The 22473-nt window shown below is 70.4% G+C and carries 23 protein-coding genes and 1 riboswitch; of the genes, 4 read left to right on the top strand and 19 right to left on the bottom strand.

From position 1 onward, the window contains the following. Nucleotides 1–366 precede the first annotated feature (366 nt). The 7 genes from A5701_RS00545 to A5701_RS00515 all read right to left on the bottom strand — a co-directional run bounded on the left by A5701_RS00545 (nt 367) and on the right by A5701_RS00515 (nt 7762). Nucleotides 367–1527, bottom strand: a complete 1161-nt coding sequence (locus A5701_RS00545; protein ID WP_067747341.1) for an acyl-CoA dehydrogenase family protein — start codon at nt 1525–1527, stop codon at nt 367–369. Nucleotides 1528–1624: 97 nt separating this feature from the next. Continuing rightward, on the bottom strand, nt 1625–3046 hold the full coding sequence (gene hflX, locus A5701_RS00540) for a GTPase HflX (RefSeq protein WP_067747339.1): 1422 nt from the start codon (nt 3044–3046) through the stop codon (nt 1625–1627). Nucleotides 3047–3092: 46 nt separating this feature from the next. Further along, the gene (gene dapF / locus A5701_RS00535) at nt 3093–3965 is read right to left on the bottom strand and encodes a diaminopimelate epimerase (RefSeq protein WP_067747392.1); all 873 of its coding nucleotides are present in this window, start codon (nt 3963–3965) and stop codon (nt 3093–3095) included. Nucleotides 3966–4025: 60 nt separating this feature from the next. After that, the gene (miaA, locus tag A5701_RS00530) at nt 4026–4964 is read right to left on the bottom strand and encodes a tRNA (adenosine(37)-N6)-dimethylallyltransferase MiaA (protein WP_067747337.1); all 939 of its coding nucleotides are present in this window, start codon (nt 4962–4964) and stop codon (nt 4026–4028) included. A 1-nt stretch (nt 4965) separates the two neighbouring features. Then, nucleotides 4966–5655, bottom strand: a complete 690-nt coding sequence (locus A5701_RS00525; protein WP_067747331.1) for a hypothetical protein — start codon at nt 5653–5655, stop codon at nt 4966–4968. 33 nt (nt 5656–5688) lie between these two features. Next, nucleotides 5689–6657: a DMT family transporter gene (locus tag A5701_RS00520; protein WP_067747329.1), complete on the bottom strand. Its 969-nt coding sequence runs from the start codon at nt 6655–6657 to the stop codon at nt 5689–5691. A gap of 202 nt (nt 6658–6859) precedes the next feature. Further along, nucleotides 6860–7762 (bottom strand): DMT family transporter, encoded by a 903-nt coding sequence (locus tag A5701_RS00515; RefSeq protein WP_067747326.1) that lies wholly within the window; start codon nt 7760–7762, stop codon nt 6860–6862. 234 nt (nt 7763–7996) lie between these two features. On the opposite strand from A5701_RS00515, the gene A5701_RS00510 reads away from it, so the two are divergent. Next, nucleotides 7997–9358: a DUF349 domain-containing protein gene (locus tag A5701_RS00510; RefSeq protein WP_067747324.1), complete on the top strand. Its 1362-nt coding sequence runs from the start codon at nt 7997–7999 to the stop codon at nt 9356–9358. On the opposite strand, the gene A5701_RS00505 is transcribed toward A5701_RS00510, so the two are convergent. From A5701_RS00505 to recA, 4 genes are read right to left on the bottom strand one after another with little or no spacing between them, the layout of a single operon-like run. After that, complete coding sequence (locus A5701_RS00505) at nt 9355–9969, bottom strand: hypothetical protein (RefSeq protein ID WP_156669850.1); 615 nt, start codon at nt 9967–9969, stop codon at nt 9355–9357. The genes A5701_RS00510 and A5701_RS00505 overlap by 4 nt on opposite strands. Continuing rightward, entirely contained in the window at nt 9957–11489 is a 1533-nt protein-coding gene (miaB, locus tag A5701_RS00500) for a tRNA (N6-isopentenyl adenosine(37)-C2)-methylthiotransferase MiaB (protein ID WP_067747322.1), read from the bottom strand. The genes A5701_RS00505 and miaB overlap by 13 nt, the downstream gene beginning before the upstream one ends. A 52-nt stretch (nt 11490–11541) precedes the next feature. Further along, entirely contained in the window at nt 11542–12063 is a 522-nt protein-coding gene (recX, locus tag A5701_RS00495) for a recombination regulator RecX (RefSeq protein WP_067747320.1), read from the bottom strand. Further along, entirely contained in the window at nt 12029–13081 is a 1053-nt protein-coding gene (gene recA / locus A5701_RS00490) for a recombinase RecA (RefSeq protein ID WP_067747318.1), read from the bottom strand. Before recA ends, recX begins: the two co-directional genes overlap by 35 nt. Before the next feature lie 167 nt (nt 13082–13248). After that, nucleotides 13249–13374: riboswitch (cobalamin riboswitch) on the top strand. A gap of 42 nt (nt 13375–13416) precedes the next feature. On the opposite strand from recA, the gene A5701_RS00485 reads away from it, so the two are divergent. Beyond that, the gene (locus A5701_RS00485; RefSeq protein WP_082954986.1) at nt 13417–14124 is read left to right on the top strand and encodes a (2Fe-2S)-binding protein; all 708 of its coding nucleotides are present in this window, start codon (nt 13417–13419) and stop codon (nt 14122–14124) included. A gap of 108 nt (nt 14125–14232) precedes the next feature. On the opposite strand, the gene A5701_RS00480 is transcribed toward A5701_RS00485, so the two are convergent. Genes A5701_RS00480 through A5701_RS00470 form a run of 3 tightly spaced genes read right to left on the bottom strand, consistent with a single transcriptional unit; the run spans nt 14233 to nt 15933 of the window. Beyond that, nucleotides 14233–14427: a DUF3046 domain-containing protein gene (locus A5701_RS00480; protein WP_067747316.1), complete on the bottom strand. Its 195-nt coding sequence runs from the start codon at nt 14425–14427 to the stop codon at nt 14233–14235. Between the two features lie 43 nt (nt 14428–14470). Beyond that, complete coding sequence (locus A5701_RS00475; protein WP_067747313.1) at nt 14471–14734, bottom strand: hypothetical protein; 264 nt, start codon at nt 14732–14734, stop codon at nt 14471–14473. A 32-nt stretch (nt 14735–14766) separates the two neighbouring features. Further along, complete coding sequence (locus A5701_RS00470) at nt 14767–15933, bottom strand: glycosyltransferase (RefSeq protein WP_067747311.1); 1167 nt, start codon at nt 15931–15933, stop codon at nt 14767–14769. 53 nt (nt 15934–15986) lie between these two features. Here A5701_RS00470 and A5701_RS00465 point away from each other — a divergent pair, with 53 nt between their 5' ends. Next, nucleotides 15987–16418 (top strand): limonene-1,2-epoxide hydrolase family protein, encoded by a 432-nt coding sequence (locus A5701_RS00465; protein WP_067747309.1) that lies wholly within the window; start codon nt 15987–15989, stop codon nt 16416–16418. Here the strand turns inward: A5701_RS00465 and A5701_RS00460 are convergent. From A5701_RS00460 to pgsA, 4 genes are all read right to left on the bottom strand, one after another. Continuing rightward, a complete protein-coding gene (locus tag A5701_RS00460) occupies nt 16415–17218 on the bottom strand; it encodes a hypothetical protein (RefSeq protein WP_156669849.1) in 804 nt (267 codons plus the stop codon). The genes A5701_RS00465 and A5701_RS00460 overlap by 4 nt on opposite strands. 16 nt (nt 17219–17234) lie before the next feature. Beyond that, a complete protein-coding gene (gene pspA, locus A5701_RS00455) occupies nt 17235–18065 on the bottom strand; it encodes a phage shock protein PspA (RefSeq protein ID WP_067747303.1) in 831 nt (276 codons plus the stop codon). Between the two features lie 127 nt (nt 18066–18192). After that, nucleotides 18193–18543, bottom strand: coding sequence for a transcriptional regulator ClgR (gene clgR, locus A5701_RS00450; RefSeq protein WP_067747301.1), 351 nt, complete (start codon nt 18541–18543; stop codon nt 18193–18195). 114 nt (nt 18544–18657) lie between these two features. Further along, nucleotides 18658–19257 carry a CDP-diacylglycerol--glycerol-3-phosphate 3-phosphatidyltransferase gene (gene pgsA / locus A5701_RS00445; protein WP_067747298.1) on the bottom strand — a complete coding sequence of 200 codons (600 nt, stop codon included), beginning with the start codon at nt 19255–19257 and terminating at the stop codon, nt 18658–18660. Between the two features lie 38 nt (nt 19258–19295). Here pgsA and A5701_RS00440 point away from each other — a divergent pair, with 38 nt between their 5' ends. Beyond that, on the top strand, nt 19296–19823 hold the full coding sequence (locus tag A5701_RS00440) for an amino-acid N-acetyltransferase (RefSeq protein ID WP_067747296.1): 528 nt from the start codon (nt 19296–19298) through the stop codon (nt 19821–19823). A 70-nt stretch (nt 19824–19893) separates the two neighbouring features. Here A5701_RS00440 and A5701_RS00435 read toward each other — a convergent pair whose 3' ends face one another. Next, entirely contained in the window at nt 19894–22371 is a 2478-nt protein-coding gene (locus A5701_RS00435; RefSeq protein ID WP_082954985.1) for a DNA translocase FtsK, read from the bottom strand. Nucleotides 22372–22473 lie beyond the last annotated feature (102 nt).

The following is a 22473-nucleotide window of genomic DNA, read 5'->3' as shown; positions in this document are numbered from 1 at the left end:
GTCAAATCACGCATATTACAAAAACGGATACCACGCCGATGTCGAAATGATGCCGAGCCACGCTCGAATCGCGACGAACCGCACCATCGCCCGCGTGACGTCGGACTTATCGTGCCGACTCCCGAACCGGTCGCACACCTGCGCAATAGGGCGCGGGCCTGCGCGCGCCGGCCCGGCTCGTCGCCCCTGCCGCGCTTTTCGCGGCGCACCATTGCGCGGGCGTCCCCGAAACACATGCGCCGACGGTACGTGAAGCCATTAACTCGCCGGCGATCTACCCGAAAAAACGGTGGCCAGGCGGGCATTGACCGCGTTTGCCGACCGCGGGCGAATTGACCGTTCCTTTGGCGATCGCCGTTGTCGGATCTAGACGCCGAGGCTGCGGCCGATGATCTCCTTCATGATCTCGGTCGTGCCGCCGTAGATGGTCTGCACCCGCGCGTCCAGATAGGCACGGGCGACGGGGTATTCGCGCATGTAGCCGTAGCCGCCGTGCAGTTGCAGACAACGGTCGATCAGGTGCACCTGCTTCTCGGTGGAGTACCACTTGGCCATGGCCGCCTGTTCGGCCGTCAGCTTCTTGTCCAGGTGCAGGCGGATGAACTCGTCGACCATCATGCGCACCACGGTGGCCTCGGTCGCCAGCTCGGCGAGCACGAAGCGGCTGTTCTGGAAGCTGCCGATCGGCTTGCCAAACGCCTTGCGCTCCTTGGTGTATTGCAGCGTGTCTTCGAGCACCTGCTCCATCGCGGCGGCCGCCATGATGGCGATCGAGATCCGCTCCTGCGGCAGGTTCTGCATCAGGTAGATGAACCCCATGCCCTCCTGCCCCAGCAGGTTTTCGGCGGGAACCTTGACATCGGTGAAGGACAGCTCGGCGGTGTCCTGGGCGGCCAGCCCGATCTTGTCCAGGTGCCGGCCGCGCTCGAAGCCCTCCATGCCGCGTTCGACAACGAGCAACGAAAAGCCTTGCGCGCCTTTGTCCGGATCGGTCTGCGCGACCACGATCACCAAGTCGGAGTTGATTCCGTTGGTGATGAACGTCTTTGCGCCGTTGAGCACGTAGTGGTCACCGTGGGCGACCGCGCGGGTCTTGATGCCCTGCAGGTCGCTGCCGGTTCCCGGCTCGGTCATCGCGATGGCGGTGATGAGCTCCCCGGTGCAGAACTTCGGCAGCCAGCGCTGCTTCTGCTCCTCGGTGGCCAAGGCCAGCAGGTAGGGCGCCACGATGTCGTTGTGCAGCCCGAAGCCGATGCCGCTGTAGCGACCGAAGGTGGTCTCCTCGGTGATGATCGTGTTGTACCGGAAGTCGGGGTTGCCTCCGCCGCCGTATTCCTCGGGGACAGCCATACCGAGGAAGCCCTGCTTGCCGGCCTCGAGCCACACGCCGCGGTCGACGATCTTCGCCTTCTCCCATTCGTCGTGGTGCGGCGCGACGTGGCGATCGAGGAAGGCGCGGTAGGACTCGCGGAACAGGTCGTGCTCCGGCTCGAAAAGCGTGCGCTGGTATTTGACGGCACTGCCCATGTGGATGACCTCCGGCGACTCGAAACTCTGTCGCCCAACATATACCAACCAGACGGTTGGTCGGCAGCCGGCGGGGTGGCCACGGCGCGCCGGCGGATCAGCCCGCCGAGAACTCCTGCAGGCGCCCGGCCAACGCCACCGGGACTCGGGCCTTGATCCGGGTGCCGTCGGGGCTGTGCTCCTCCTGCTGCACGCGCCCGTCGGCGTGCAGCCGGGCCACCAGGTCGCCGCGGTGGTACGGAATCACCACATCCACGGCCGTGTCGGCGGGGACGGCCAGCTCGCCCATCCGGCACCGCAGGGCCTCGATGCCTTCCCCGGTCCTGGCCGAGACGAACACGGCGCCGGGCAGGGCGTGACGGAGTCCGGCCAGCGTGAGGCCGCTCGCGGCGTCGACCTTGTTCACCACCAGCAGCTCGGGCGGCGGGTCGCCGTGATGGTCTGCGATGACGTCGGAGATCACCTCGCGCACCGCGTTGATCTGGGCCAGCGGGTTGGCGTCGGAGCCGTCGACCACGTGCACGAGCAGGTCGGCGTCGACGACCTCCTCCAGCGTGGAGCGGAACGCCTCGACGAGTTGGGTGGGCAGGTGCCGGACGAACCCGACGGTGTCGGTGAGCACCAGCGGGCGACCGTCGGTGAACTCGGCACGGCGGGTGGTGGGCTCCAGCGTGGCGAACAACGCGTCCTGCACCAGCACCCCGGCCCCGGTCAGCGCGTTGAGCAGGCTCGACTTGCCGGCGTTGGTGTAGCCGACGATCGCGACCGACGGGACGTCGCTCTGCCGGCGGCGGCTGCGCTGGGTGTCGCGGACCTGCTTCATGTCCTTGATCTCGCGGCGCAGCTTCGCCATACGTTCACGGATGCGGCGGCGGTCGGTCTCGATCTTGGTCTCACCGGGACCGCGCAGGCCCACGCCTCCCCCGCTGCCGCCGGCGCGGCCACCGGCCTGCCGGGACATCGATTCACCCCAGCCGCGCAGCCGCGGCAGCATGTACTCCATCTGGGCCAGCGACACCTGCGCCTTGCCCTCCCGGCTGGTGGCGTGCTGGGCGAAGATGTCCAGGATCAGCGCGGTGCGGTCGATGACCTTCACCTTGACCGCCTTTTCCAGCGCGGTGAGCTGCGCCGGGGACAGCTCACCGTCGCAGATCACGGTGTCAGCGCCGGTCGCCAGCACCACCTCGCGCAGCTCCTGGGCCTTGCCAGAGCCGATGTAGGTGGACGGGTCGGGCTTGTCGCGGCGCTGGATGAGCCCCTCGAGCACCTGGGAACCGGCGGTCTCGGCCAGGGCGGCCAGCTCGGCCATGCTGGCCTCGCTGTCGGCGGCGGTGCCGTCGGTCCACACGCCGACGAGCACGACGCGCTCCAGGCGGAGCTGGCGGTACTCGACTTCGGATACGTCGGCGAGTTCGGTCGACAGCCCGGCGACGCGGCGCAGCGCCGACCGTTCTTCCAGGGCGAGTTCGCCGGTGCTTGGCTCCGGCACAGCGGGTTTGGAGAATTCAGGATGTGTCATAGGCAATACAGAATGATGCACGGCGGATCGGCGTCGTGCACCTGAATTAACGTCGCTGCGCGTCCCACCATTCCCCGCTGATCTCCCCCTGTGCCACGAGAACCGACGGTCCCCTCAGGTAGCTGGTGGCGTCGGTGATGGTGACGACGACGTCGCCGCCGGGCACCCGCACCTTCAGTGTGCCGGTGTCCGCACCGGCGGCGGCCAGCGCGGCCACCGTGGCCGCGACCGTGCCGGTGCCGCAGGAGCGGGTCTCGCCGACGCCTCGCTCGTGCACCCGCATCCGGACCGCGCCGTCGGCCGGCGCCGTGACGAGTTCGATGTTCACGCCCTCCGGGAACTGGGCGTGGTCGAAGCTCACCGGCGCCGCCACGTCCAGCCCGGCGAGTTCCTCGGCGGTCAGATCGGGATCCACGCATGCCAGGTGGGGATTGCCGACGTCGACCGCCAGGCCGGAAAACCGTCGGCCACCGACGAGGGCGCTGCCCGGGCCGAGGGTGTTGGCCTTGCCCATGTCGACGCTGATGTCGGCGTGCGTCGCGCCGGCGTGGTGCACGGTGATCGGCCGGGGGCCGGCCGGCGACCCGATCACGAATTCGTCGCGGGACTCCATGCCGCTGGCTCGCAGGTAATGCGCGAACACCCGGATGCCGTTGCCGCACATCTGGGCGATGGAGCCGTCGGCGTTGCGGTAGTCCATGTACCAGTCGGCCGACGCCACGCCGTCGGGCAGGCGGTCCAGCACGCCGGCCGCCAGAGCCGCCGCGGCGGTGGTGACCCGCAGCACCCCGTCGGCGCCCAGTCCCCGACGCCGGTCGCACAGGGCGGCCACCCGGGCGGGGGCGAGGTCGAGCGCGGCCTCCGCATCCGGGAGCACCACGAAATCGTTCTCGGTGCCGTGGCCCTTCGCGAACATCATGCGCGCCACTCCTCAGCTCCGGCTGCGCCGGCAGCATCGTCGTCGGCGCGAATCACCTGCTCAGGATACGTGGCCCCACGCTTGCAGCGCTTCGTCGACGAGCCGGGCGCCGTCCGCCCCCGCTTTTTCAGAGTCCAGCCAGTGAACCCGGTGGTCGCGGCGGAACCAGGAGCGTTGCCGGCGGACATAGCGTCGAGTGCCCACGTAGGTCTGTTCGCGCGCGTCCCGCAGCCGCTCGGTGCCGCCTCCGGCGTCGAGCGCCTCGATCACCTGCGCGTAGCCCAGGGCGCGCGACGCGGTGACCCCGTCGCGCAGGCCCTCACCGAGCAGCGCGCTGACCTCCTCAACGAGGCCCTGGTCGAACATGGCGTCGGTGCGGCGGGCCAGCCGCTCGTCCAACGTCGTTGTCTCGCAATCCAATCCGATGATCGCAGTGTTCCACCTCGGGGTGCCGATGCGTGGCGCGGACGCGGCGAAGGGCCGACCGGTCAGCTCGACGACTTCGAGCGCCCGCACGATGCGCCTGGCGTCGGTCGGCAGGATGGCCGCCGCGGCGGCGGGGTCGCGGCGGGCCAGCTCGGTGTGCAGCCCGCCGACACCGACCTCGGCCATCCGCTGCTCCCAGCGAGCCCGCACCGCGGGATCGGTCGCGGGGAACGACCAGTCGTCGAGCAGCGATTGGATGTAAAGCATGGAGCCGCCCACGATGATCGGAACGGCGCCGCGGGCCGCGATCGCCTCGACGTCCGCCGCGGCGGCGCGCTGATAACGGGCGACCGTCGAGGTCACTTTGACGTCCAGCACGTCGAGCTGGTGATGCGGGATGCCGCGGCGTTGCCCGACGGGCAGCTTGGCCGTGCCGATGTCCATGCCGCGATAGAGCTGCATCGCGTCGGCGTTCACGATCTCGGCGGCGTCGAGCCGTTCGGCGAGATCGAGCGCCAGCTGCGACTTGCCGGTTCCGGTGGGGCCGATGATCGCCAGCGGTCGGGCGGTCACTTCAGACCTGCCAGGCGCCGGCGAAGTAGCCCACGCCGTAGGGCGCCCCCCGGTATAGCTCCTTGGCCGACCGCGGTCCCGGCTCGGCCAGCCCGGCCAGCACCTGGAAGGCGACGCGGCCCAGGATCTGCCGGGGCAGCCGCGCCAGGGCGGCGACGTCGCCGGTCGCCAGCGCGTCGTCGAGGGCCAGCTGCGCGTCGGCGTTGGCCGGGTCGTATCCCCCGGGCGCGCTCGGGGTCAACGTGTTCGCGCCATCGGCCACGACCAGCACGCCGATCGGCTCGGCTGACCGGTCGACCTCGGCGCGCAACGCCCGGCCCTCGGCCAGGGCGGCCTCAGCGTCGTGGTCGGTGCGGTAGATGCGGGCCTCGGCGGTCGCGTCGGGGCGGGCCTGGCCGCGCACCCAGCCGGCCAGCAGCGCGGCCACCGGCAGGTCGGCGGGCGCCGCGGTGTCGGCGCGCGGGGAAAGCCCGACCCGGACGTCCACACCGAAACCCGCGAACGTGCCGGCCGCATCCCGCCCCCACGCTTCGTCGCGTGCCCCGGTGCCGATGACGATCCAGCGGGCGGGGAGAAGGGCGGCCGCCGCCAGCACAGCGGCCACCAGATCGGTCACCTCCGCGGCGGCCCCGCCGGCCAGCTCGGGCACGAGCAGCGGCGCCGAGGGAACGATGGCAATCCCGCTGAGCACGCCACCAAACTAATGGTTCGCCGACGCGCGCGCTCAGGCCTCGGCGGCCACGACCACGGGGCCGGTGTTAAAAGGGTCGGCCTCGCCGTCCGAGGACGACCACGCGTCCGGCGTGATGCTCCCGTCGTCCCGGCCGACCTCGGCGACCATGGTGGCCGCCTCCCCGCGGGCCAGGGCGACGGTCGCCACGATCACCACGGCGATCGCCGCTACCAGCACGAAGGCCTTGGGCCCGTCCGCGTTCAGCGTTTCGCCCAGCACGAAGATGCCGAGCAGGCCGGCCACCACGGGCTTCGCCACCGTCATCGTCGGCATGGAGGCCGTCAGCGCACCGGCGCGGAACGCCGACTGCTGGAAGATCATCCCGGTCAGCGCCAACAGCAGCCACGGGACGAACTCGGGCGCGGTCAGCACGGCCAGCGGGCCGTCCTCGCCGACCTCGACGATCCCTTTGGTGAGCACCGCGAACAACGCCAGCGCCGAACCCGCGACCACCGCGAGCAGGGCGGCCGCGAACGGGCTGCCCGACCAGATCCGCGCGGCCACCACGCACGCCACCAGCAACGGCACCATCACCGCGGCGACGATGGCCCACGTCTCGACCGACGCGCGCTGATGTCCGGAGGCCGGGTCACCGACGATGATGACCACCGCCAGGGCCCCGGCGAGCACCACCGCCCACACCCACTCCCAGCGGGTGACCCGGCGCTTCGTCAGCCGCGCGTAGATCGGCAACGCGAACAGCAACGCCGTCACCTGCAGCGCGGTCACCAACACCACAGAGCCCCAGGCCAGGGCCCCGGCCTGCAGGCTGTAGTTGATGATCGCCGCGAGGCCTCCCAGCCACCACCGGGTGTCCTTCAGCGACATGCGGAACAGCTCCAGGTGGCCGACCTGCTTGTCCGTGATCTCCTGCGCAGAGCGCTGACGGATCACGTCGCCGACCGCGGATGCCAGCGCCGCGCACAACGCAATCAACGCCGCGACGTCAACCTTCGACATGAGTGACCCCTCATCTCACGATTGCCCCGACCAGCTTTCCCTGGGGCTCGGGCAAATACACGCAATATTTGCGATCAGTTCAGCAACAACTGTATGACGTCGCACACGCTGCGGCGCGCTCAACGAATCACCCTTTGTTCTTACGGCATTAACCTAAGGATGCGCTGTGGGCAACGCGTCGATCCGGTTAACCGCGGCGTCGCTAAGCCGGTTGCGCTGCGGCGTTCGGCAACCCGGCCGCAATCCTGTCCTGCGTCGCGGAGGCGTCGCCGCGCGCGAGTTCGACGGTGGCCGCCGCCATCACCAGCGCCGCGGCCGCCAGCGCCAGCATTCCTCCGCGACCGGTGTCGAGCGTCTCGCCGAGGACGGCGACGCCCAGCGCCGCCGCCACGACCGGCTGGGACACCTCCAGCGTCGGCATCGAGGCGGTCAGGGCGCCGGCACGAAACGCCGACTGCTCCCAGGCGAATCCCGCCACCGCGATCAGCAGCCACGCGTAAAGCTCGGGTGTCCGGACCACCGCCCACCCGCCGTCGCCGAGCCGATGCACCACTCCCTTGGCCAGCACCGCGAAGACGGCCCAGAGGGAACCGGAGACGAAGGCGAGCAGCGCGGCGGCCAGGGCACCGCCCCAGACGCGCGCGGCCACCACGCACCCGAGGAGCAGCGGGGCCAGCACCCCCGCCACGATGGCCCACGTCCGCAGCGGCGCGGTCGAGTGGCCCGCCCGCGGGTTGCCGACCGTGACGATCACGGTCACCGCGGCGGTCAGCACCACGGCCCAGGCCCACTCCCGGGCCGTTACGGCGCGGTCGGCGAGCCGGGCGCTGATGGGCAACGCGAACAGCAGCGAGAGGACGAGCAACGCCTGCACCAGCAACACCGACCCCTGGTCAAGGGCGGCCGCCTGCAACACGATGCTGACCACGAGCAGCACGGCGCCCCACCGCCACCGCCTGTTGCCGAGCAGCTTGCGGACGAGTTGGAGCTGCCCGATCGACGGGTCGGCGATCCGGTGGGTCGCCCGCTGCTGCAGCACGTCGCCGATCGCGACGCAGAGCGCGGACGCCAGCGCGAGCAAAGCGGCGATGTCCGCCTTGTCCATGGTTTCTCCGTCCGAGTCGGGGTTACGGACAACTGTGATACCTGATGCGCCTGCGCCGATGCATCTCGAACGGCAAGATCTGAGGTGGCGGCGGACGCGCCGACAAGCTGCTTGAATACTGTTAAGCAGCTGTTGGGAAGGCCACGAGCGCCGCCCCGCAGGTGATGCAGACGGTGCCGCTACGCGCGGCAGGTGCGCGGAGTTCCGACCGCGCGAAGGGTAGGTGACGAGCGCATGACGGCTGACGAACCCCAGGGACCGGACCCGGTCGGGCCCGTGCCCCAACCGGTTTCACGCCCGGTGCCACGCCCGGGACCGCGTCCCGGGCCACGGCCGGCGAGCGCGGCGCCGCGGCCCGTCGTCCACCCGATTCCGGCGCCGCCACGCAGCAACCCGCATCAGTTCGGGCGCGTCGATGATGACGGCACGGTCTGGCTGATCACCGCGGCCGGCGAGCGCATCGTCGGCTCGTGGCAGGCCGGGGACCGCGAAGCCGCCTTCGCCCACTTCGGTCGCCGCTTCGACGACCTGAGCACCGAGGTCACGCTCATGGAGGAGCGGCTCGCGGCGGGAACCGGGGACGCCCGCAAGATCAAGGCCCACGCCTCGGAGCTGGCCGAAACGTTGCCGACGGCTGCCGTGCTCGGCGACGTCGACGCGCTCGCCGGCCGGTTGGCCAGCCTCATCGACCAGGTCGAGACCGCCGTCGCCGAGGAGCGCTCCCGGCGCGACGAGCATCGCGCCGCCCAGACCGCGCGCAAGGAGGCGCTGGCCGCCGAGGCCGAGGAGCTGGCCGCGAACTCGACGCAGTGGAAGGCCGCCGGTGACCGGCTGCGGGCCATCCTCGACGAGTGGAAGACCATCAGCGGCCTGGACCGCAAGGTCGACGACGCGCTGTGGAAGCGCTATTCGGCGGCCCGCGAGGCGTTCAACCGGCGGCGGGGGTCCCACTTCGCCGAGCTGGACCGCGAACGCATGGGCGTCCGGCAGGCCAAGGAGCGACTCTGCGAACGCGCGGAGGCGTTGTCCGATTCGACGGACTGGACCGCCACCAGCGCCGAATTCCGCAAGCTGCTCACCGAGTGGAAGGCGGCGGGGCGGGCCGCCCGGGACGTCGACGACGCGCTGTGGCGGAGGTTCAAGGCCGCCCAGGACGTGTTCTTCACGGCGCGCAACGCGGCGACGGCCGAGAAGGACGCCGAACTGCGGGCCAATGCCACGGCCAAGGAGGCGCTGCTGGCCGAGGCGGAGAAGATCGACACCGGCAACCACGACGCGGCCCGGGCGGCGCTGCGCTCGATCGCCGAGAAGTGGGACGCCATCGGCAAGGTGCCGCGGGAGCGGTCCGCCGAACTGGAGCGCCGGCTGCGTGCCGTCGAGAAGAGGGTGCGTGACGCGGGCGAGGCCGATTGGTCGGATCCCCAGGCGCAGGCCCGCGCCGAGCAGTTCCGCGTCCGCGCCGAGCAATACGAGCAGCAGGCGGAGAAGGCCGCCGCGGCGGGCCGCACGAAAGAGGCCGAGGAGGCCAGGGCCAACGCCGAGCAGTGGCGGCAGTGGGCACAGGCGGCCGCCGAGGCGTTGACGCGTAAGCCCTAGGCGTCGGGATCCCGGGGCGCCCGGTCCGGGCTGTCGGGCTCGTCGTTGAGGCTCTCCAGCAGCGTCTTCGACTGCTGCTGCGCCGCGACCCGGCGCCGCTGCTCCTCGGCCGCGAGCTGCACGATCGTTCGCGACCATACGACCCGCGCCCACTGGTAGGTCAGCGTCAGGACGACGATCCACGCCGCGATCAACCCCACCCCGGGGCCCGGGTGCCCCGCGGCGACGGTCTGGCGCGACCAGATGGCCAACAACCCGGCCGCCCCGGCGAGCGCCGAACCCGCCAGCGCGATCCAGGCCAGCGCCCAGCGCCGCGTCACCAAAGCCAGCATGGAGAACCCGACGCCGAACACCAGCGCCAGCCAGGCGAACACCCGCGAGGGCAGCGCCACCGCCGCCGCGCCGGCGCCGTGGCTGCTGAACAACACGTCCCAGCCCCGCACCGCGCCGGTGTGCGGCAGGATGAACGATCCCAGAAGCACGAAAACCAGGATCGCCACGACGAAGCCGCGTGGGCCCGGGTCGAATCCACGCGCCACCCGGCGTTCGGCGGCCTCGATTTCGGTCCGTAGGGCGTCGAAGTCGGGGTGTTCTTCCATCATCGGGCACATCCAAGGGGTCCTGTGGGGTCGGGGGGCGGTCCGACGGCGGGCATGCCGAGGCCGACGCCGCCCGGGCGCTCCCCGGCGGCGTGCGCGTCGCCCGCGCGGGTTCGGCGATGGCTGAGGATGCCGCCGTCGGCGATGAGGTGGTGCGGCGCGGCCTGGGTGAGGACCGCGGTGACGACGTCCCCGGGACGCACCCGGTCGGCCCCGGAGCTGTCCAAGCCGAAGTGCACCAGGCGGCCGTCGCGGGCGCGGCCGGTCATCCGCGCCGTGCGGGTGTCCTTGCGCCCCTCCCCGGCGGCGACCAGCAACTCCACCGTCTGGCCGATCAGCGCGCGATTGCCCTCCAGCGAGATCTGCTCCTGCAGCTCGACCAGCCGCTCGTAGCGTTCCTGCACAACGGCTTTCGGGAGTTGCCCGTCGAGTTCGGCGGCCAGGGTGCCGGGCCGCTTGGAGTACTGGAAGGTGAACGCGGCCGCGAACCGGGCCTGCCGCACCACGTCCAGCGTGGCGGCGAAGTCCTCTTCGGTCTCGCCGGGGAACCCGACGATCAGGTCGGTGGTGATGGCGGCGTGCGGCATGGCCGCGCGGACGCGGTCGATGATGCCGAGGTAGCGCTCGGCGCGGTACGAGCGCCGCATGGCGCGCAGCACCCGGTCGGAGCCGGACTGCAGCGGCATGTGCAGGGCGGGGCAGACATTCGGCGTCTGCGCCATGGCCTCGATGACGTCGTCGGTGAACTCGGCCGGATGCGGGGAGGTGAACCGCACGCGTTCCAGCCCGTCGATGTCGCCGCAGGCCCGCAGCAGCCGCGCGAAGGCGCCGCGATCGCGGGGCAGCGCCGCGTCGGCGAAGGACACCCCGTAGGCGTTGACGTTCTGACCCAGCAGCGTGACTTCGAGTACGCCGTCGTCCACCAGGGCTCTCACCTCGGCCAGGATGTCGGCCGGGCTGCGGTCGACCTCCTTGCCCCGCAGCGCGGGCACGATGCAGAAGGTGCAGCTGTTGTTGCATCCGACCGAGACGGAAACCCAAGCGGCGTAAGCCGATTCGCGTGCGCTTGGCAGCGAGGAGGGAAACTCCCGCAGCGACTCGGCGATTTCCACCTGGGCGGTCTTGTTGTGTCGGGCCCGTTCGAGCAGCGTGGGCAGCGACCCGATGTTGTGCGTGCCGAAGACGACGTCGACCCAGGGCGCCTTGCGCAGCAACGCGTCCCGGTCCTTCTGGGCCAGGCAGCCCCCGACCGCGATCTGCATCTCGGGGTTGCCGCGCTTGCGCGGAGCCAGGTGGCTGAGGTTGCCGTACAGCTTGTTGTCGGCGTTCTCGCGGACGGCGCAGGTGTTGAAGACCACGACGTCGGCGTCCCCAAAATCCGAGCCGTCGGGGGCGCGCCGGTAACCGGCCGTTTCCAGCAGGCCCGCCAGCCGCTCCGAATCGTGGACGTTCATCTGGCAGCCGTAGGTGCGGACCTGATAGGTGCGCGCACCGGCGCCGTCGGGCGAGCCCGCGGCGTCCTGCACCACCATCGAAGTCACGGGGCCATGGTACGGCGACCCGGCGGTACCCGAGAAACCGCAACTAGACCCGGCGGCGGTCCCGTTCGGCGGCCAGCTCGGCGAGGACGACCTCGCACGCCAGGTTCTGGCTGTAGCCCCGGCGCGCCAGCATTCCGACCAGCCGGCGGGTCACCCGCGCGTCGTCGCCGTCCAGCGTCTCGCGACGCAACTTGGCCCGCACCAACTCCTCGGCCCGGTCCCGTTCGGCGCCGGCGTCGATTCCGGACAGCGCCGAGGCGATCACGTCCTTGTCGACACCCTTGGTGTGCAATTCGGCGGCCAGGGCGCGCTTGCTCTTGCCGGCCTTCGCCCGGCGCGAGCGCACCCACTGTTCGGCGAAGCCGGCGTCATCGACCAAGCCGACGGTTGCGAGTCGGTCGAGCACGGCGGCGCTGATGTCCTCGGGATAGCCGCGCTTCGCGAGTTGGCCGTGCAGCTCGGCGCGGGTGCGCGCCCTCACGGTGAGCAGGCGCAGGCACAGGGTCCGCGCCTGCTCCTCGCGAGAGGGCTCAGAAATCGACGGGGGCGGGCAGGACGCTGTCATCGGACAAGCCATCGGTCACAACCGCACCAATGCCAAGCTTTTCCTTGATCTTCTTCTCGATCTCGTTGGCCACGTCGGCGTTCTCCATCAAGAAGGTGCGGGCATTCTCCTTGCCCTGGCCGAGCTGCTCACCCTCGTAGGTGAACCAGGAACCCGACTTGCGGATGAAGCCCTGCTCCACCCCCATGTCGATCAGCGAGCCCTCCCGGCTGATCCCCCTGCCGTAGAGGATGTCGAACTCGGCCTGCTTGAACGGCGGTGACACCTTGTTCTTGACGACCTTGACCCGGGTGCGGTTGCCCACCGCGTTGGTACCGTCCTTGAGGGTCTCGATCCGGCGCACGTCCATGCGCACCGAGGCGTAGAACTTCAAAGCCTTTCCACCCGTGGTGGTTTCGGGGCTGCCGAACATCACCCCGATCTTCTCGCGCAACTGGTTGATGAAGATGGCGGTGGTGCCCGAATTGTTCAGCGCGCCAGTCATTTTCCGCAGCGCCTGGCTCATCAGCCGGGCCTGCAGCCCGACGTGGCTGTCACCCATCTCGCCCTCGAGTTCGGCGCGCGGCACCAGGGCCGCCACCGAGTCGATGACCAGGATGTCCAGCGCGCCGGAGCGGATCAGCATGTCGGCGATCTCGAGGGCCTGCTCCCCCGTGTCGGGCTGGCTGACCAACAGGGAATCGGTGTCGACGCCGAGCTTCTTGGCGTAGTCCGGATCCAGGGCGTGCTCGGCGTCGATGAACGCCGCGACGCCACCGGCGGCCTGGGCGTTGGCCACCGCGTGCAGGGCGACGGTGGTCTTACCCGAGGATTCCGGGCCGTAGATCTCCACGACCCGGCCGCGGGGCAGGCCGCCGATGCCCAGGGCCACGTCCAGTGCGATGGATCCGGTCGGGATGACCGAGATCGGCTGACGCATCTCGTCGCCGAGACGCATCACCGAGCCTTTGCCGTAGCTCTTTTCGATCTGGGCCATCGCCAGCTCGAGAGCCTTCTCGCGGTCGGGGGCTTGCGTCATGGTGCCTCTCCTATGGTTCGGTGTGTTCGGTGACCGGTATCGGTCGGTTGGCCGTGACACTAGAGAAGGCCACCGACAAGTTGTCTCGCCGAACGTTCCCCACAGTAGCCGAACACCTGTTCGACTCAAGCGGACACGCCGAAGCCACGCGCGTGTGGCAACATTTGCTACCGAAACGCGCTGACGGGGCCCATGGAGCCTGAGGAAACCGGTGTGAATCCGGTGCGGTCCCGCCACTGTGACCGGGATGCCCTCCCGAGAGCCAGACACTCGCCGTCAGCGCTTCCTCACGACAACTGGGGCGGATTTCCCCGTAAGGGTCTGGTTGCGCATCGATGGACATCTCCGCTGAGCTGGCCGAAATAGCCTCGTATCAAGGGTTTTTCGCGTTGACCGTGGGCGGGACCGCGGCCGGGTGGCACCCGGTCCGGCGGTCCTACGCCGACGGGTTCGCCGACTTGGTCGAGGCCACCGCCCGGCGCTATCGCACGACGGATCTGCGGATCGGCGCCTCGCTGGTTCATCTCGGACACGCCACCCGCCTGTGGTCGCCCGTGCTCGCGTGCGCGCTGGCCCACGGCGTCGTCCCCGACCTGGGCGACCTGCAACGCGCCGGCGACGGGGCGCAATTGCGGCTGCCCGCGCCGGCCGGGTTCCCCGCCCGCTCACCGGACACCCTGTACCGGGCGGTGGTGCGCGAGCACATGCAGCCGCTCGCCGCCGGCCTGCGGGTCAAGCTGGCGCCCGCGCTGCTGGCGGGCAACCTGGCGTCGGCGCTGGTCGGCGCCGCCCGGGCCCTCCTGGCGGCGCGACCGGACCTCGACCTGCAGATCGCCGAAACGACCCGTGCGCTGCTGAGCACCGGTGTGCTGGCCGGATCGGGCGTCGTCACCGGCCCGCGCCTGGCCTTCAGGCGCCGCAGTTGTTGCCTCTTCTATCGGCTGCCCGGTGGAACCGTGTGCGGCGACTGCGTCTTCGAGACGCAGCCGCCGGACCGGCCTCGGGCGCCGCGTCGTTTACCCCCATCGCGCGGGGGTACCTGAGCACCACGCCCACCGAGACATCCCTGCGAGCCCTCGCGTTGACCTGTCGGTACACCTCGCGGGGCTACTGCGGCAGCACCAAAACCGACCTACGAATGGGCTGCCCACTCACCACTGGTCGCGCGGCACGTCGAAGTCCACGCACAGGGCCCGCCACACGTCACGGGGCTCGACCCCGTCCTCGATCGCCTGGGCGGCGGTGCGGCCGCCGAAACCGGTCAGCACGTGGTCGGCCAGGACCGAAGAACCGTATGCCGCACCGAATCGCAGGACCACCCGCTCGTTGAATTCCGTTAGCCGCACGCCAGCAAGATACCCACCGGGTGCGGATCGGACACCGGCCGCGTCAGCGCCAGCTGGCCGGCAGGTCGTTGAGGTGATTGGGGCAATAGTCCTGAACGGCCTCGGACATGGTGGTCCGCGCGCGCTGCGCCGACATCCGGGAGCGCAACTGCATGAAGGCGTACTCGGCCGGCGCATAGCCCTGCTCGGCGGCCGCCGGATCGTCCATCAACTGGCACGCCTGCTGCTCGTCGCCGCTGTCGGCGCGGGCGACACCCGAGCTGAACATCAAGGCGAGAAGCAGGCCGCCGGCCGCGATCGATTTCATTGCCGTTGCCCTCCTTTGCGCGACCTTGGCCATCATCCCGTCAGAGCGAGCGCCTCGTGGCACACCCGCACCGGATCGGCCACGCCGGCGATGCTAGCGGCGGCGGTCCGGGCCGCCTGGCGGTATCGGGGCGACGACAGCACCTCGTTGACCGCGGCCACCAACGCCCCGGCGGTCAGCGGCCGCACCAGCAGCCCGCTGCCCTGCCGGACCACCCGGTTGGCGATCTCCCATTGGTCGCCGCCGCCGGGCACCACCACCAGCGGCACCCCCGCCAGCAGCGTCTTGGCCACCATGCCGTGCCCGCCGCCGCAGATGGCCAGGTCGGCGTGCGTCAACAACTCGGCCTGGCTGCCCAGCCCGACCACCGCCCACGGCGGCACCTGCAGATCCGTACCGCCCAGCCGGGAGACCACCAGCCGCGATCCGGCGGGCAGCGTCTCCCCGGGCCGCAGGTGAGCCAGCGCGACCTCGGCCATGCCCTCGGTCCCGGTCGACGCGGTCGACGGCGCCACCACCACCACGGGCCCCGAACCCGCCGGGATGTCCAGCACCCGATCGGTCGGTTCGAAGTGCAGCGGGCCCACCACCACGGCCTCGGACGGCCAGTCCGGCCGCGGCACCTCGAGGGCGGGCAGGGTGGCGATCAGCCGCCGCAGCGGGCCGGGGTCGTGGGCCGGCAGCCCGATCTCGACCCGCACGGCCGCGCGTTGCCGCAGGCCCGCGCGCCACGACCGCGCGGTGAGCGCCCGCATCGTCGCATCGCGGAGCCGGCCGCGGATACCCGTGCCCGGCGCCAGCCCGCTGCCGATCGGCGGCAACCCCTTCGACGGCAAATACAGCGGGTGCGGGTCCAGCTCGATCCACGGGATGCCCAACAGCTCGGCGGCCATGCCGCCGCCGGCGGTGATGACGTCGGAGACCACCAGGTCGGGCGACAGCTCGCGCAGCGCCGGCACGTTCAGGACGGCCATCCGCGCCGCGCGCCGATGGATCCGCGCGCCGGCGTCGACGTCGTCGTCGGTGGCCGCCAGCCCGTCCAGCGGCGCGGCGCCGATGCCTGCGGCGCGGGCGGTGTCGAGCCACTCGGCGCCGGTGAACAGCGTGGGCTCGTCACCGGCCCGGGCGAAGCGTCGGCACAGCGCAATCGCGGGAAACGAGTGCCCGGGATCCGGCCCGGCGACCACGGCGACACGCATCGGCCTTACCCTGCCACAGCGCGCGGCCGCAACGCTCGCCTACGCTGGCGATCATGACCGAGCCGACCGGGACAGCCGTTGCGAACACCCGCACGGTCGAGACCTTCCTGAACGCCCTGCAGGACGCCGATTACGACGCCGCCGACGCGGCACTGGACGACGACCTCGTCTACGAAAATGTCGGGCTGCCGACGATTCGTGGCCGCGCCAGGGCCATGAAGCTGTTTCGCCAGATGGACGGCCGCGCCGCCTTCGAGGTGAAGATCCACCGGATCGCCGCGGACGGCGGCGCGGTGCTCACCGAGCGCACCGACGCCCTGATCTTCGGCCCGCTGCGGCTTCAGTTCTGGGTGTGCGGCGTGTTCGAGGTCCACGACGGACGAATCACGTTGTGGCGCGATTACTTTGACTTTTTCGACATGGTCAAGGCCACCCTTCGCGGCCTGGCGGCGATGGTGGTGCCGTCGTTGAAGGCGACGTTCTAGCTCGCTCCGCGCAGACCGCCGAGTTCGTCGAACGCCTGCGCCCAGCCGACCAGGCGGTCGGTGGCCCCGGTCAGCTCGGCGCGGTAGCGCTGCGAGGCCGCCAACTGGTCGCCGTTGGCGGAGGACACCAATTGCGCTGCGGCGGTGACCATTTCGTTGTACTGGCGAACGCCGGCGCTGAGCTGCGCGGTGAACGCGTTGATGGTGGGCACCAGATACGTTCGCGATGATTCGCTGGACTCGGCCGCCCGCTCCATCGACACCACCTCCGCGGCGGTGGCCGCCATGGCCGCCGAACTCTTGCTGGCCGCCGCGGACAGGTCGCGTATTTCGGCGGTCGGCAGCATCGATCCCCGCTCGATCACGTTCAGCAGCGACAGGAATCCGCGCTCGGAGGCGCCCAGCGCGTACATCGCGGGCCGCGCCGCCGAGCCGGGCGGCGGCAGCCGTCGCACGTTCGCCGGGCGGGGTGTGGGCAGCGGCTCGGAACGCAGCCACCGGTAGCGCAGCAACAGCAGCGTCGCCGGGACGGCCATGATGACCGCGACAGCGCCGGTGATCTCCAAGAGCAGCGCGAACCAGCCCCACGCCGCGAGCAGCATCGTCACCACCGCCCAGAACACACAGCCGACGGCGAAGATCAGGCCCCACCGCAGCGCGCGGCGCCGCCGCCGCAACAGCCGAGCGCGGGGATCCGCTGCGGCGCTGAGCTTTTGGGCCACCAGGTCGGAGAGGTCGGCGGCGGTGGCCAATCCCCGCCCCAGCACCGTGCGCCAGAGCCCGCCCCGTGTCTCGCTCACCGCCCCGACACCCGGGCTACTGGCCAAAGGGCTTCTCGGTGGCCGCGCTCCCGGTCGTCTCCGCGGGCGCGGGCGCCGCCTGCGGGGTGGCCCCGGGGGCAGGCGTCCCACCGGTCGGCAACGCTTCGCCGCGCATCGAGGCGCGGATCTGCTCCAGCCGGGAGTGACCGGCCATCTGCACGCCGGCCTGCTCGACCTCGAGCATGCGGCCCTGCACGGAGCTCTGCGCGAGCTCGGCCGATCCGATCGCGTTGGCGTAGCGGCGTTCGATCTTGTCGCGCACCTCGTCGAGGCTGGGCACGTTGCCGGGCGCGGCGATCTCGCTCATCGAGCGCAGCGAGGCGCTGACCTGTTCCTGCATCTTCGCCTGCTCGAGCTGGCTGAGCAGCTTGGTGCGCTCGGCGATCTTCTGCTGCAGCACCATCGCGTTCTGCTCGACCGCCTTCTTGGCCTGGGCGGCCGCGCTCAGCGCCTGGTCGTGCAGGGTCTTGAGGTCCTCGACGCTTTGCTCGGCGGTCACCAGCTGGGCCGCGAACGCCTCGGCGGCGTTGTTGTACTCGGCGGCCTTGGCGGCGTCTCCGGCGGCGGTGGCCTGGTCGGCCAGCGTCAGCGCCTGGCGGACGTTGACCTGCAGCTTTTCGATGTCGGCGAGTTGCCGGTTCAGCCGCATCTCGAGTTGGCGCTGGTTGCCGATCACCTGGGCGGCCTGCTGGGTCAGCGCCTGGTGCGTGCGCTGCGCCTCCTCGATCGCCTGCTGGATCTGCACCTTGGGGTCGGCGTGCTCGTCGATCTTCGCGTTGAACAGCGCCATGAGGTACTTCCACGCTTTGACGAACGGATTGGCCATGAGTGAGCTCCACCTTCGCTTCGTATAGGCCGGATGGTCCCGGGATGGGCCGACGCTTGTCGCTCAATTTAGTGGGTCGGCGCCGATCGCCCTACCCCTAGCGGTCCATCGTTGCCGACGGTGCGGCTCAGGCGATCGCCAGGGATGCCACCGGCGGGATGACGACCTTGGTGTCGGCGTCGATGCTGGGGCCGCGCAGCCCGTCGGCGGGCGCCCCGTGGGCCACGCGTTCGCGGGCCCGTTCCTGGCCGGCCATCCGCTCGCCGGCGTCGGTCAGCACCGACGACAGCGGGACCTGCAACGCCTCGCAGATCGCGTTGAGCAGCTCGCTGGACGGCTCCTTGCGGCCACGCTCCACCTCGGACAAATACCCAAGGCTCACTCGCGCCGAATCGGAGACCTCGCGCAGCGTCCGGCCCTGCGTCATGCGGGCCTCACGCAGCACGTCGCCGATGACCTCGCGCACTAATGGCGGCATTCCTGCCCTCCTTCGTCCAGTCAGCCCGCTCGGCGCGAATAGGCCGCGACTGCAGGCGCTCAAAAGGTGAAACGCGGGCGGCGGGGCGTTGGTTCCCGTTCGGCGACCGCAGAATCAGTCGGATGTCCGGCGCACTTCCCGCACGGTCGACACCACGTAGTCGATGCCGGTGACGATCGTGAGCACGATCGCCACCCCCATCACCACCGCCGCCGCCACCCGCAGCGGCCCCGACAGCGGCAGGATGAACAGGCCGATCGCCACCACCTGCACCACGGTCTTGACCTTGCCGCCCCAGCTGGCCGGGATGACCCCGCGGCGGATCACGGCCAGCCGCAGCACGGTCACCCCGAACTCGCGGGCCAGGATCACCACGGTGACCCACCAGGGCAGGTCACCCAGCATCGACAGGCCGATCAGCGCCGAGCCGACCAGCGTCTTGTCCGCGATCGGATCGACGAAGGCCCCGAATTCCGTTGCCATGCCGTAATTGCGGGCCAGCAGGCCATCCAACCGATCGGTGATGCAGGCGATCGCGAAGATCACGAAAGCCACGATCCGAAAGGCGAACTCGTGACCGTCCTTGGCGAACAGCGCGAGCAGGAAGATCGGGACCAACACCAGCCGCAGCAACGTCAGCGTGTTGGCGAGGTTTGCGATGTGGACGCGGCCCGGCGGTCCGGTCAACGGACCCGTTTGCGGCTGCCCCGACACCGCAACAGAATAACTGTTGACCAGCGCAGCCGTCCCCGATGCCGATACTGTTAGCCGTGACCGATAGTTCGCAGGACTGCCTGGTGCGACGCGCGCGAACCTCCGACGTCCCCGCCATCAAGCAGCTCGTCGACACCTACGCCGGCAGGATCCTGCTCGAGAAGAACCTGGTGACGCTGTACGAGGCCGTCCAGGAATTCTGGGTGGCCGAACGCGAGGGCGCCGTGGTCGGCTGCGGTGCGCTGCACGTGATGTGGTCCGACCTGGGCGAGATCCGCACCGTCGCGGTCGACCCGGCGATGACAGGCCACGGCATCGGCCACGCGATCGTCGACCGGCTGCTTGAGGTCGCGCGCGAGCTGCAGCTCAAGCGGCTGTTCGTGCTCACGTTCGAGACGGAGTTCTTCGGCAAGCACGGGTTCACCGAGATCGAGGGCACGCCGGTGACCGCGGAGGTGTTCGAGGAGATGTGCCGCTCCTACGACATCGGTGTCGCCGAGTTCCTCGACCTGAGTTACGTCAAGCCCAACATCCTGGGCAACTCCCGCATGCTGCTGGTGCTCTGACTCGCCGAGCGTGACATGAGGCGGGAAATCGGCCGAAATCTCGCCGTGGGTGCACGTTCGGCGCCGGGGGCTAGTCGTCGGGGTCGCCGCCGTCGGCGTCGGCGCCGCCCCGGATCAGCGCCAGCGTTCCGGCCAGCTCGTCGGGCTTGACCAGCACGTCGCGCGCCTTGGATCCCTCGCTGGGCCCGACGATGCCGCGCGTCTCCATCAGGTCCATCAGCCGGCCGGCCTTGGCGAAGCCGACCCGCAGCTTGCGCTGCAGCATCGAGGTGGAGCCGAACTGGCTGGACACCACGAGCTCGACCGCCTGCAAGAACACGTCCATGTCGTCGCCGATGTCCGGGTCGACGTCGGTGCGCTCGCCGGTGGGCTTGGCCGTCGTGACGCCCTCGGTGTATTCGGGCTCGGCCTGGTCCTTGCAGGCCGTGACGACGGCGTGGATCTCCTCGTCGGTGATGTAGGCGCCCTGCAGGCGCAGCGGCTTGCTCGCGCCCATCGGCAGGAACAGGCCGTCGCCCATGCCGATCAGCTTCTCGGCGCCGGCCTGGTCCAGGATCACCCGGCTGTCGGTGAGCGACGACGTCGCGAACGCGAGCCGCGACGGCACGTTGGTCTTGATCAGGCCGGTGACCACGTCGACCGACGGGCGCTGGGTGGCCAGCACCAGGTGGATGCCCGCCGCCCGGGCCTTCTGGGTGATCCGCACGATGGCGTCCTCGACGTCGCGGGGCGCGGTCATCATCAGGTCGGCCAGCTCGTCGACGATCGCGACGACGTACGGGTAGGGCCGGTATTCGCGCTGGCTGCCCAGCGGCGCGGTGATGGCCCCCGACCGCACCTTTGCGTTGAAGTCGTCGATGTGGCGCACCCGGGAAGCCTGCATGTCCTGGTAGCGCTGCTCCATCTCCTCGACCAGCCAGGCCAGGGCGGCCGCGGCCTTCTTCGGCTGCGTGATGATCGGGGTGATCAGGTGCGGAATCCCCTCGTACGGGGTCAGCTCCACCATCTTCGGGTCGATCAGGATCATCCTGACCTCCTCGGGCGTGGCCCGGGTCAGCAAGGAGACCAGCATGGAGTTGACGAAGCTCGACTTACCCGAACCGGTGGAGCCGGCGACCAGCAGGTGCGGCATCTTGGCCAGGTTGGCCGAGATGAAGTCGCCCTCGATGTCCTTGCCAAGCCCGATCACCAGCGGGTGGTGGTCGCGGCGGGTCGACGGCGCGGTGAGCACGTCGGCCAGCCGCACCATCTCCCGGTCGGTGTTGGGCACCTCGATGCCGACGGCGGATTTGCCGGGGATCGGGGCCAGCATGCGCACGCTCTCGGTGGCCACCGCGTAGGCGATGTTCTTCTGCAGCGCGGTGATCTTCTCCACCTTCACGCCCGGGCCCAGCTCGACCTCGTACCGGGTGACGGTCGGCCCGCGGGTGCAGCCGGTGACGGCCGCGTCGACCTTGAACTGGGTGAGCACCTCGCTGATGGCGTCGGCCATGACCGTGTTGGCGGCGCTGCGCTTCTTCGGCGGGTCCCCCGCCACCAGCAGGTTCAGCGAGGGCAGCGTGTAGGGGCCCTCGACGACCCGGTCGACGATCTCGGGCGGCTTCTTGGCGCGACGGCGGCTCTTCCCGATGGCCGGCTCCGGTGTGGTGGGGATGTCGTCCTCGTTGTCCCGCAGGGCAGGGGCCGGGTCGGCCGCCGGCCAGGCTTGCGGCTCGTCTTCGGGAAGCGAGCTCTCGTCGTAAAAGTCTTCGGCCACAGCGGAATCCGCGTAGTCGTCATAGTCGTCGTACTCGCCGTATTCGTCGTCGCCGAGCAACCGGGCGCCGAACATGGCGCGGACCGCGTCGGGCACCTCGCGAATCGTGGTTCCGGTCAGCAACAGCAGGCCGAACATGAAGCCGATGAACAACAGGGGCGCGGCGATAAAGGCCGTCAACCCGTCCGACAGCGGGCCGCCGATGGCGAAGCCGATGAATCCCGCCGCGCGGCGGCGCGCCTCGGGGTCTTCGGGCGAGCCGGACCACAGGTGCCGCAGTCCGAGCACCGACAGCGCGATCAGGGTGCCGCCCAGGATGAGCCTGGGGCGCGCATCGGGATTGGGCTGGGTGCGCATCAGCGTCACCGCCACCGCGGCGGTGACGACCGGGAGCGCCAGCACGCCCGCACCGATGAAGGTCCGCAACAGCGTGTCGACCCACGCACCGACCGGTCGGGCGGCGTTGAACCACGAGCTCGCGGCGACCACGACGGAAAGGCCGAGCAGCATCAGCGCGATCCCGTCGCGGCGGTGTCCCGGGTCGATGTCGCGGGCCCGCCCGATCGACCGGGCCGCGCCGCCGGTGCTGCGGGCGGCCATCAGCCAGGTGGCGCGCAGGGCGCGCCCGCCGGTCAGCCCGGCGGCCACCAGCAGCGACTGGTTGCGCCGTTTCGCGGGCCTGCTCGGCCGCTTGCGGGGTGCCGCCGGCCGCGCGCGACCCGACCCACTCCGCGAAGTGGCCTTTGACCTGCTCGTTCGAGCTTTGGAGCGGGCCGCGGTCTTATTAGCCATGTCGGCAAGGGTAGTCGCACCGACATCATCTACACCACCCGCCACACTGGTAACGGTTTGGCCATGTGACCCATCTGACGGGTGGTCCAAGGGGCCGCGTGA

Source organism: Mycobacterium sp. E3305 (assembly GCF_001666785.1).
GTDB lineage: Bacteria > Actinomycetota > Actinomycetes > Mycobacteriales > Mycobacteriaceae > Mycobacterium.
Note: the sequence above shows the minus strand (reverse complement) of the source record. Positions and strands in the feature narration are given on the sequence as shown.